Consider the following 10,212-nt stretch of genomic DNA (forward strand, 5'->3'; position numbering starts at 1 on the left):
GTCCGTCGGTGTCGCTTTACGCGAACGTCTTGGCGAACGCGTCGAGCGCGCTCTTTACGCCCGCCTTGGCTTCGTCGCCCAGATCGCGCGTGTCGCGGATCTTGGTCAGCGCGTCGGCATGCTGATCGCGCATGAAGGCGAGCATCGCGGCCTCGTAGCGCACGACGTCCTGCACCGGCACGCTATCGAGATAGCCGTTGGTGCCGGCGAAGATCGACACGGTCTGTTCCTCGAACGGCAGCGGCGCGAACTGCGGCTGCTTGAGCAGCTCGGTCAGGCGCGCGCCGCGGTTCAGCAGGCGCTGCGTCGAGGCGTCGAGATCCGAGCCGAACTGCGCGAACGCCGCCATCTCGCGATATTGCGCGAGCTCCAGCTTGATCGAGCCCGACACCTTCTTCATCGCCTTGGTCTGCGCGGCCGAGCCGACGCGGCTGACCGACAGGCCGACGTTGATCGCGGGACGGATGCCGGCGAAGAACAGATCGGTTTCGAGGAAGATCTGGCCGTCGGTGATCGAGATCACGTTGGTCGGGATATATGCCGACACGTCGCCGGCCTGTGTTTCGATGATCGGCAGCGCAGTCAGCGAGCCGCCGCCGTTCGCGTCGTTCATCTTCGCCGCGCGCTCGAGCAGGCGCGAGTGGAGATAGAAGACGTCGCCAGGATACGCTTCGCGGCCCGGCGGGCGGCGCAGCAGCAGCGACATTTGGCGATAGGCGACCGCCTGCTTCGACAGATCGTCGAACACGATCAGCGCGTGCATGCCGTTGTCGCGGAAATATTCGCCCATCGCGGTGCCGGTATAGGGCGCCAGGAACTGGAGCGGCGCGGGGTCCGATGCGGTGGCGGCGACGACGATGGAATAGTCCATCGCGCCCTGCTCCTCGAGCGTGCGGACCAGCTGCGCGACGGTCGAGCGCTTCTGGCCGACCGCGACATAGACGCAGTACAGCTTCTTGCTCTCGTCATCGCCGGCGTTCACGCCCTTCTGGTTGATGAAGGTGTCGATCGCGACCGCGCTCTTGCCGGTCTGACGGTCGCCGATGATGAGTTCGCGCTGGCCGCGGCCGACGGGAACGAGCGCGTCGATCGCCTTCAGGCCCGACTGCATCGGCTCGCTGACCGACTGGCGCGGGATGATGCCGGGCGCCTTCACCTCGACGCGGCTGCGCTGATCGCTGACGATCGGCCCCTTGCCGTCGATCGGATTGCCGAGACCATCGACGACGCGGCCGAGCAGGCCCTTGCCGATCGGCACGTCGACGATCGTGCCGGTGCGCTTCACGACGTCGCCCTCGCGGATTTCGGCGTCGGAGCCGAAGATCACGATGCCGACGTTGTCGGCCTCGAGGTTCAGCGCCATGCCCTGAACGCCGTTGGAAAACTCGACCATCTCGCCCGCCTGGACGTTGTCGAGACCATAGACGCGGGCGATGCCGTCGCCGACGCTCAAGACCTGGCCGGTTTCCGAGACCTGGGCCTCGGTGCCGAAATTGGCGATCTGATCGCGAATGACGCGGGAGATTTCTGCGGCGCGAATATCCATGACTTCAGCCTTTCATCGCGCTGGCCAGCGCATTCAAACGGGTGCGGATCGACGAATCGATCATCTGGGAACCGATGCGGACGACGAGTCCGCCCAGCAATTGGGGATCGACCGACAGATCGACATTCACCTCGCGGCCGACGCGCTGGCGCAGCTGCTGCTTCAGCTCGATCACCTGATCGTCGGTCAGCGGGTGGGCGCTGGTCACTTCCGCGCTGGCCTCGCCACGGTGGCGGCTGGCGAGATCGCGGAAGCCGCGGACGATCTGCGGCAATTGGCCGAGACGGCGGTTCTCGGCAAGGACGCCGAGGAAATTCTTCGTGGTCGCATCGATGCCCAGGCTGTCGGCGGTGGCGAGAACGGCCTTGGCCGCCTGACTGCGCGCGATCATCGGGCTGGTCGTCAGGGTGCGGAAATCGTCCGACTGCTGCAGCGCATCGCGCACCGCGTTCAGGCTCGCCTCCACCTGGTCGATCGTCTTCGCATCGCGCGCGAGACCGAACAGCGCCGACGCATAACGTCCGCCTAGGCTTGCCTGAATACCACCGCCGGATGTCTCCACGCGATCCACTTCCTCGTCAACGACCGGGTTCGCCCGCGGGGGAACAGGACCATGACGGCCCCTCCACGGGATGGCGGCGCGCGTAGCATCGGGGCGGCGGGGATGCAACCCGCCCGGCCATCCCTGCGGGTCAGTCCGCGCCGGCGCCGGTCGCGCCATCGCGCTTCGCGGCCTCGGCGTTCGCCCGATCGAACGCGTCGATCGCGCCTTGGCCCGACTGTCCGGCCTCCAGCAACGCCAGCAACCGGATCGCGCCATTTTCCGCCCCCGCGTGTGGATCGGATGCGAGCGGGCGCAGGAGCGCCTTGGCGTCTGCGACCTGGTCGTCGAGGATCAGCTGTCGCGCGGCCAGGAAGCGCATGCCGCCGTCCTGCGGCACCAGTTCGACCGCGCGGTACAGCCCTGAACTGGCGTTCTTGCCCGGCCGAACGCCCTGCATGAGGAAGCTCTGATAAAAGAGCGCCAGCGCTGCCGCATCGTTGGGAGTCGCGCGATTGGCGTTCACGATCCAGCTGCGCGCCTCGGTCCAGACCTTCGGATCGCTCGCCTTGGCCTGCATTGCGCGCACCAGATGGACGCGCGCCTTGTAGAGCAGCGCCTGGCTGGAGGTCGGACTGGTCGCGATCGCCGCATCGGCCGCGGCTTCGGCGGCGTCCAGCTGGCCGGCGTCGAACGCCATCTCCGCCAGCCAACCCTGCACGACCGGGTCGGTCGGATGCCGGGCCGCCGCCACCTTGGCTTTGGCATAGAGCGGCGCAGCGGTACGGCTGTTGACGCCGCGGGTGGATTCCATCCGCATGGAGATAAGCGCCGCCTCCCCCGGCGTGAGCGCGCGGATGTCGACCGTGGGCGTCGGAAGCGCAGCCGGGTCCACCTTGATCGCGGGCAAGGTGGTCTTGCGGAGGTACGCGTCCAGCTTTCCGTCGAGTTCCTTCAGATCGCCGAACGCCTCCGTCGCCGCGTCCAGACTCGGCTTGCCCGCGTTGAACGAATCGAAATAGCGGTTCAGCTGGCGGCGACGCTCGACGTCGAACATCAGATAATGGGTCAGCAACCAGCCCCGCGCGTAAAGCGCGGACGTTTGCTCCTCGCTCATCTTTGCCGGAGGCGCGAAAAGCTGCCGGATCGAGAGTGCCTTGCGTTCTCCCAGGGAATAGGCCCGGTGATTGGCCGCCGCTCCGAGCCAGAATGCGCCGTCCTTCTGCATCATGGTCGAGGCGAATTCGGCGTAGCCCTCGCTGAACCAGGCGGGATAGGCCACCGCGTAATTGCCGAGCAAGAAATGATGTGCATATTCGTGGAACAGCACGATGCGCGGCGTAAGATCGAACGTGTCGCTGCCTCCGGAACGCGGTGTGAAGGCAACCGAACCGTCGATGCGCGGCACGTAAAAGCCCGCGACGTTTCCGCCGCCGTATAGCTTCTGAACGGACGCGATGCTGGGAAGGACGTACACGGTGACGCGGTTGAACTCGGCATCCTTGTCGGCGCCCGATTTGTGAAAGCGCCGGACCATCGCGTCGAAATATTCCAGATCGGTCGCCTGCTTGCGCAATGCAGCCTGGCTTGTGTCCGAATAGACGATGAAGTGCCGCGACGTCGCCTGCAGCCACTCCGCCCGCACGGGCGCGGCGAGGACGAGGGTCGCGAGTGTTGCCAGACCGAATATCGGCTTCATGCCGTTGAGCGCCCTTCTTTTCCGATCAAGCTACCCGGCGGGGCCGCGACTTGCCAATGGCGAATCGCAGGCGCCCTGCTACGCCATGCTCGAAAGGAGACGCCCACATGACCGCAGGTACGATGGAGCAGATGACCATGTCCGACGGCGCCGACATCGGCGTCTATCGGGTGCAGCCCGTCGGCGCGCGACGCGGCGGGCTGGTCGTCGTGCAGGAAATCTTCGGGATTACCGAGCACATCCGCGAGGTGGCCGATAGCTATGCGGCGGAAGGATATGAAGTGCTCGCCCCGGCCCTGTTCGACCGCGAGCATCCCGGGTTCGAGGCCGATTACAGCGGGCCGGGATTCGCGCGTGCGATGGAACTGGCGCGCACGCTGCATCCGTTCGAGACGAGCCTGAGCGACGTGCAGACCTGCGTCGATGCGCTTGCCGGGGATACCCTGGACGGCAATGCGGGCGGCCCGGTGTTCGTCGTGGGCTATTGCTACGGCGGGTCGGTCGCATGGATGGCCGCGACACGCATGCGCGGGGTCGCGGCGGCATCGGGCTATTATGGCGGACAGGTGCCGGCGGCAGCGGACGAGGAGCCAAAGGTGCCGGTAGTCCTGCACTTCGGCCGCTACGATCAGAGCATCCCGATAGAGGGGGTGGAGGGGGTCGTCGCCAAGGACTGGCCCAACGCCACCGTCCACATCTACGAAGCCGGGCACGGCTTCAATTCGGATCGGCGCAAGGATTATCATGAGGCGTCGGCGCATCTGGCGAGGGACCGCACGTTGACGCTGTTCCGCGCCAACGGCGGATGAACGCATGGCGTAAACGTCCAATGCGCGGCCCTTCCCATCCTCAACGCTGTCGTCCGACTTGGATGGGGAATATGGACGACGCCGGGAAAGCAGCGGATGATCGCGCTGGCGCTGACAATGATGCCCGCGCTGGCACTGGCGCAGTCGGCAGGGGTTACGCCGGGGTTGTGGGAGATCGCGGTCACTCTGGGTACGATCGACATGCCCGGCGCCCCCGCGTTCGTCGCCAACATGATGCGGGGCAAGACAACGCGCATAAAGCATTGCGTCACCCCGCAAGAGGCGGCGCGCGGCCCGCAGGACATGTTGAAATCGAACAAGTCCTGCACCTTCGGTCGCTACACGATGCAAAGCGGGCGAATGGGATCGGCGATGACATGTGCCAACGGCGGCCAGGTGACCAAGATGGTGAGCACCGGCAGCTTTACGCCCACCAGCTTCACCTCGCCGGGCCAATCCGTCGTGACCGGCACCATGCCGATGACGATGACCAGCACCGCAAACGACAAGCTGCCGGGAGCGTGCAAGAAATAGCTTTGAGAGCAAGCCGCGGGATGCGGCAGGCCGGCATGTGCGGCATAGCGCGGGGATGACGATCGACACCGATGCGGCCTGGGCGGCCTTCGAGGGGCGCGACCGGTCCGCCGATGGGCGCTTCGTCGTGGGGGTGCGCACGACGGGCATCTATTGCAAGCCGAGTTGCCCCGCACGCCACCCCAGGCGCGAGAATGTCACGTTCTTCGCCGATGCTGTGGCGGCCCGTGCGCACGGATTGCGGGCGTGCCTGCGCTGCCGCCCCGATGAACTGGGGCGGGACCGGGTGGCGGTGGCGAGCGCCATTGCGGCGATCGAGGCGAGCACGGCGGCGATCCCGCTGACGACGCTGGCGGCGGGCGCCGGCTATGCGCCGCATCATTTCCATCGGCTGTTCACCCGCGAGACGGGGGTGACCCCGGCTGCCTTTGCCCGCGGGCGGCGAGTCGCACGGGTGGCCGATGCCTTGACCGGGGAGAAGCAGGTGACACGCGCGATCTACGATGCGGGCTATGCCGCGCCCAGCCGCTTCTATGCCGATGCAGGTTCGCGGCTGGGAATGCGCCCCAGTGCCTGGGCCAAAGGTGGCGCGGGGGAGACGATCCGCTGGACGATCGCGGCGACCACGCTCGGCGATCTGCTGATCGCGGCGACCGACAAGGGGCTGTGCCGCGTGTCGTTCGACGAGGACGAGCGCGCGCTGGCTGCGCGCTTTCCGGCCGCCGCGATCGAGTCCGGCGGCGAGGCGCTGGCGGCGCTCGCGGCCGAGGTGATCGCGGTCGTCGAGTCGCCGGGCCGTGGCCATGCCCTGCCCATGGACGTGCGTGGGACAGCGTTCCAGGAAGCGGTTTGGCAGGCGCTGGCCTCCATTCCGCCCGGGGAGACCCGCACCTATTCCGAACTCGCAGCACTGGCCGGTAACCCGGCCGCGGTGCGCGCGGCGGGCAGCGCATGCGGCGCGAACCCGCTGGCGCTGGTCGTGCCGTGCCACCGCGCGCAGCGGAGCGACGGGACGCTGGGCGGCTATGCCTACGGGCTGGAGCGCAAGCGGGTATTGCTGGCGCGCGAACGCGGCGGCTAACGCGGGTCGCGATAGGCGGGCAGCGCCAGGCGCCAGCGGATCGCGGCGGCGCGCAGGGTGAAACCCGCCGATGCCGCCAGGATGGCCGCGGGCACCATGCCGACGCCGAGGAGCACGAGCGCGACATGCGAAGCCGCCGCCAGCGCCGCCGCAGTCACGTACAATTCCGGGCGCATCAGGATAGACGGCTCGCCAGCCAACACATCGCGGAAGATGCCGCCGACGCACGCCGTGACCACGCCCATCAGCGCCGCGGGCACCGGCGGCAACCCATAGCCCAGCGCCTTGGCCGCGCCATAGACCGCATAAGCCGCCATGCCGATCGCATCGAACCAGTCGAGCGCGGCGCCACGCCACCATCGTGCCGGCGTGATCCAGATCAGGAAGGCGACGATCAGGCACACCGCCGCCGCGCGCGCGTCATGCACCCAGAACACCGGTGCGCCGATCAGCAGGTCGCGCACCGTTCCCCCGCCCACGCCGGTAAGCAGCGCGAAGAAGGCCAGCGTCACGATCGTTTGCCCGCGCCGCGCCGCCGCGAGCGCGCCCGACGCCGCGAACACCGCCAGTCCGGCCAGATCGAGCCAGGGCGCGGCGGCGGGAAGGACGTGGACCGGATCGAGCATGACGCGGTTTGATCGTTGTATGACGTTCATGCAACTTCGGCCGCGAACGCGACGTTACGCATGCGGTTCGTGTTTTTCTGGAGTAACGATATGCGTAAGATGATGCTCGCTCTGGGATGCGCCGCGATGGTCGCGCCCGCCCTGATCGTACCGGTGTCCGAAGCCGATGCGCAGCGCCGCTACAAGTATCGCGAATGGCGCGACGATCGCGGTCGCACGCGCTGCCGCAAGCCCGACGGCACGACCGGCCTGGTGATCGGAGGCGTCGCTGGTGCACTGCTCGGCCGCACGGTCGACACCCGCGGCGACCGAACGATCGGCACGTTGGGCGGGGCCGCCGCCGGTGCGCTCGCCGGCCGCGCGATCGACCGCGGCACCAGCAACAACAACCGCCGCTGCCGATAAGACACCGCGGGGCGCGCCCAATGTGTGCCCCTGCCGGGCCCGCTCTGCCACCGATCGTTTCAGTCCGGGACATTCGGCGGCAGGGCGGGCCGTGTGCGTGAGCCTACCCGCCCGGCGTGCTGGACCGGAGCGGTCGACGCGGCTGTTCTCCAGCCGCAAGGGCGAGCAGCGCTTCGGGCGGTCGCCCGTTCGAGTTCCCTGTCAGCAGGCGCGGCGGGACAGCCGGCCGTGCGGCGATGCCGGGCGTGATGCGCCTGCGACGATCCGCAACGTCGGCCATCTACTGTCGACGATTGCCGCCCTTGACGTGGCGCCCGCATAGCATTGGCCTGTGCACCCGGACGCTCGGTCGGTTCCTGGACGATACGGCCGGATCGTGGGACTGGCGTGATGCGTAAGGGGCAGCGGGGTTTCCCAGGGCGGCACGCGAGTAGAGCGATGCGGGAACGGCAGAGGTCCGCTCGGCAACGCGAGGCTCTTGTCGGGAAAGAAGTTGCTCGCGTTCGGCCATGTTTTCCACACTGTTCGCGATCAGACCGAGACGACTCCTATTCCCCAATGTGTCAGGTCAGGATCCAAGCCTTACCGACACGACACCGGGGTCGCCATTCAACCACACGAACCTTTCCGATGGTCCTGGCCGGAAACCCCGCAAATGAAACGCCATTGCCACTGTCGCGCCAAACCTCATCCTTCGCGTAAATTGGCTCAGCCAGAGCGAATTTAGAATTGAAGTCGACCAGGCTCGCTCTCGCCCCCTTCAGGGAAGGAGGATCGCATAAGGCCCGGTCGAGGATGCAAGATCACCGCCTCCCCGGCGAAGGCCGGGGCCGAGCCCGGCATACGCATATTGTAGGGTTCGTCCTGACCTCGGACGACCGGTGCACCTGGGCCCCCGCGTGTCCCCTATGTGCAATAAGGGTAGCGGGCGGGAGACCGTTGGGCCCCTGGCACGAAGGTGCTGCAGTCCGGCTCGGTTCCCGGCCCGCATTGTGGACCACCTGACCAGTTGCACGAGGCTGCGTTGCACAGACCTCGCACCAGGGGACAGGCATCATGACATTACACCCTGGCGCCTTCGGAATCGATATCTCGAAGGATCATCTCGACATTCACGACATGCCGACTCACGACGCGCCGCATCGCCAACGCGACCGAGGCGATCCGGTCTTGGCTGGTCTTCGCCGGTCTTGGGTGGCTACGCTGAGGGCGCGCGACCGCCTGGTCGTGATGGAGGCGACCGGCCGCTACGATGCGGCGTTGCGCGCCGGCCTGGGGGAAGCCGACATCGCTTATGCCCGCGTCAACCCGGAACAGGCACGCCACTTCGCGCGCGCCACCGGCAGACGGGCCAGGACCGACGCCATCGACGCGCGGCTCTCTCGCGCCGACGCGACCAGTTCGTCACGATCCATAAGCAGGAGGGCACCCGCCGTACCGAGGAGCGCGACCCGGACCTCGCCGCCGGCCTCGAACGTCACCTCGCCTGGCTCGACGACGCCATCGCCGCACTCGATTGCGCCATCCGTAACGCCGTGCGCACCAGCCCCGCAATCGCGCAAGACGAAGACCTGCTCCGCTCGGCGCCCGGCATCGGCCCGGTCGCCGCCACGATCCTCATCGCCCAGATCCCTCCGCAGCCTTTCCAACGATGCTGCGCATCGCCGGAACCTTGGGCTGCTCCGCCCGAACTCGGCCGCCTCTCCCCGAAGGCTACCGCCGCGCTCCCCGGCCTTGCGCCCTTCATCAACGACGGCGGGGCCTTCTGCGGCAACGCTCCGTGCGCGGCGGTAGAACCCTCGCCCGCCTAGGCCTCTACATGCCTTGTCCTGAACTTGTCGAAGGAGCATCCCTCGCCACCGCTCGATCCGACACCAGCCTCGGCCGCTTCTACCAACGCCTAAGCGACGCCGGAAAACCCCCAAGACTCGCCCTCATCGCACTCGCCGAAAAACTCCTCACCACCCTCAATGCCATCCTCAAACACCAGACACCTTCGCCACTACACAAGGACCACACCGTTGCCAGCCTCCGGTGGCTATTCAGGGCGCATCAACCCCCAAAGTTAATATGCATGGCCTTGACCTTCCGGGAGGACCGTTGCGTGCCGACTTGGTCGAGAACGACTTGTCTTATGACTTTGGGGTCTGTTCGGGTCAGGATGGGATGCCCGGTCCGGGGTGGCCACCCCGGACCGGGCGGAAGGGGACGGATCGCAAAACGGCCGGTCGATTGCGGACCGGGTTAGAGTAGGATCGCCCCTTTCTTTTCCATCAGGCCCGAACGGATACCGGGGCTGCAAGGCCCGGATGACAAGCATGGGACAGCGGAAAAGATGAGCAGCGACCTACCACAAACCATCGGCATCGACATCTCCAAGGCGACGCTGGACTGTCATGCCCATCCTGCCGGGATCGATCGTCAGTTCCCCAATACGGCCAAGGGCCACAAGGCGTTGATCGCGTGGGCCGAGCAGTGGGAGGTCGAGCGTATCGCCTATGAAGCGACCGGCACCTACCACCGTGCGCTGGAGGTCGCGCTGGGCCATCTGCCCTGCATCAAGCTCAACCCGGAGCGGGCGAGGCGCTTCGCCCAGGCTACCGGTACGCTCGCCAAGACCGATCGCATCGACGCCAGATTGCTCGCCCGGATGGCGGTCACGCTGCAACCGCCGGTCAGGCCTGCCCGAAACCCACGGCAGAACCAGCTGGCCGAACTCGTCAACGCGCGCGATGGCCTGGTGCGCGATCGCACCGCGCTCAAGAACCGCGCAAAGAACCTCACGGTCACGTTGCTCAAGCGGCAGTGCAGCCAGCGCCTTGAACAGATCGCGCGCCACATCGACGCGCTCGACGCCGAGATCGCCGCCGTCATCGCCGCCGACGAAAAGCTCGCCCGGCGCTACGACATCCTCTCCAGCATCGCCGGCCTGGGCACGCTCACCGCCAACCAAATCATCGCCACCATGCCT

At 67.0% G+C, this 10,212-nt stretch carries 10 protein-coding genes; 6 read left to right on the forward strand and 4 right to left on the reverse strand.

What is annotated here, in order from left to right:
* Positions 1-16: 16 nt before the first annotated feature.
* From atpA to VF643_RS05410, 3 genes are all read right to left on the reverse strand, one after another.
* On the reverse strand, positions 17-1,546 hold the full coding sequence (gene atpA, locus VF643_RS05400; RefSeq protein ID WP_331042351.1) for a F0F1 ATP synthase subunit alpha: 1,530 nt from the start codon (positions 1,544-1,546) through the stop codon (positions 17-19).
* A 4-nt stretch (positions 1,547-1,550) separates the two neighbouring features.
* Entirely contained in the window at positions 1,551-2,108 is a 558-nt protein-coding gene (locus tag VF643_RS05405; RefSeq protein WP_331042352.1) for a F0F1 ATP synthase subunit delta, read from the reverse strand.
* A 130-nt stretch (positions 2,109-2,238) separates the two neighbouring features.
* On the reverse strand, positions 2,239-3,786 hold the full coding sequence (locus VF643_RS05410; protein WP_331042353.1) for a hypothetical protein: 1,548 nt from the start codon (positions 3,784-3,786) through the stop codon (positions 2,239-2,241).
* 107 nt (positions 3,787-3,893) lie between these two features.
* On the opposite strand from VF643_RS05410, the gene VF643_RS05415 reads away from it, so the two are divergent.
* The 3 genes from VF643_RS05415 to VF643_RS05425 all read left to right on the forward strand — a co-directional run bounded on the left by VF643_RS05415 (position 3,894) and on the right by VF643_RS05425 (position 6,210).
* Entirely contained in the window at positions 3,894-4,595 is a 702-nt protein-coding gene (locus VF643_RS05415; protein ID WP_331042354.1) for a dienelactone hydrolase family protein, read from the forward strand.
* 96 nt (positions 4,596-4,691) lie between these two features.
* Complete coding sequence (locus tag VF643_RS05420; protein ID WP_331042355.1) at positions 4,692-5,129, forward strand: DUF3617 domain-containing protein; 438 nt, start codon at positions 4,692-4,694, stop codon at positions 5,127-5,129.
* 55 nt (positions 5,130-5,184) lie between these two features.
* Positions 5,185-6,210, forward strand: coding sequence for a methylated-DNA--[protein]-cysteine S-methyltransferase (locus VF643_RS05425; RefSeq protein WP_331042356.1), 1,026 nt, complete (start codon positions 5,185-5,187; stop codon positions 6,208-6,210).
* Here the strand turns inward: VF643_RS05425 and VF643_RS05430 are convergent.
* On the reverse strand, positions 6,207-6,836 hold the full coding sequence (locus tag VF643_RS05430; RefSeq protein ID WP_331042360.1) for a trimeric intracellular cation channel family protein: 630 nt from the start codon (positions 6,834-6,836) through the stop codon (positions 6,207-6,209). The genes VF643_RS05425 and VF643_RS05430 overlap by 4 nt on opposite strands.
* Positions 6,837-6,926: 90 nt before the next feature.
* On the opposite strand from VF643_RS05430, the gene VF643_RS05435 reads away from it, so the two are divergent.
* The 3 genes from VF643_RS05435 to VF643_RS05445 all read left to right on the forward strand — a co-directional run.
* The gene (locus tag VF643_RS05435) at positions 6,927-7,241 is read left to right on the forward strand and encodes a glycine zipper 2TM domain-containing protein (protein WP_331042357.1); all 315 of its coding nucleotides are present in this window, start codon (positions 6,927-6,929) and stop codon (positions 7,239-7,241) included.
* A 1,119-nt stretch (positions 7,242-8,360) separates the two neighbouring features.
* Positions 8,361-9,035 carry an IS110 family transposase gene (locus tag VF643_RS16100; protein WP_414713805.1) on the forward strand — a complete coding sequence of 225 codons (675 nt, stop codon included), beginning with the start codon at positions 8,361-8,363 and terminating at the stop codon, positions 9,033-9,035.
* A gap of 541 nt (positions 9,036-9,576) precedes the next feature.
* On the forward strand, positions 9,577-10,212 hold a 636-nt coding region (locus VF643_RS05445), incomplete at its 3' end, for an IS110 family transposase (protein WP_331042359.1).

Source organism: Sphingomonas sp. (assembly GCF_036387595.1).
Lineage (GTDB): Bacteria > Pseudomonadota > Alphaproteobacteria > Sphingomonadales > Sphingomonadaceae > Sphingomonas.

Excerpts from the sequence above, each read along its gene's own strand:
- atpA (WP_331042351.1), bottom strand. The coding sequence starts at position 1,546 with ATGGATATTCGCGCCGCAGAAATCTCCCGCGTCATTCGCGATCAGATC.
- VF643_RS05410 (WP_331042353.1), bottom strand. The coding sequence starts at position 3,786 with ATGAAGCCGATATTCGGTCTGGCAACACTCGCGACCCTCGTCCTCGCC.
- VF643_RS05415 (WP_331042354.1), top strand. The coding sequence starts at position 3,894 with ATGACCGCAGGTACGATGGAGCAGATGACCATGTCCGACGGCGCCGAC.
- VF643_RS05420 (WP_331042355.1), top strand. The coding sequence starts at position 4,692 with ATGATCGCGCTGGCGCTGACAATGATGCCCGCGCTGGCACTGGCGCAG.
- VF643_RS05425 (WP_331042356.1), top strand. The coding sequence starts at position 5,185 with ATGACGATCGACACCGATGCGGCCTGGGCGGCCTTCGAGGGGCGCGAC.
- VF643_RS05430 (WP_331042360.1), bottom strand. The coding sequence starts at position 6,836 with ATGCTCGATCCGGTCCACGTCCTTCCCGCCGCCGCGCCCTGGCTCGAT.
- VF643_RS05435 (WP_331042357.1), top strand. The coding sequence starts at position 6,927 with ATGCGTAAGATGATGCTCGCTCTGGGATGCGCCGCGATGGTCGCGCCC.
- VF643_RS16100 (WP_414713805.1), top strand. The coding sequence starts at position 8,361 with ATGCCGACTCACGACGCGCCGCATCGCCAACGCGACCGAGGCGATCCG.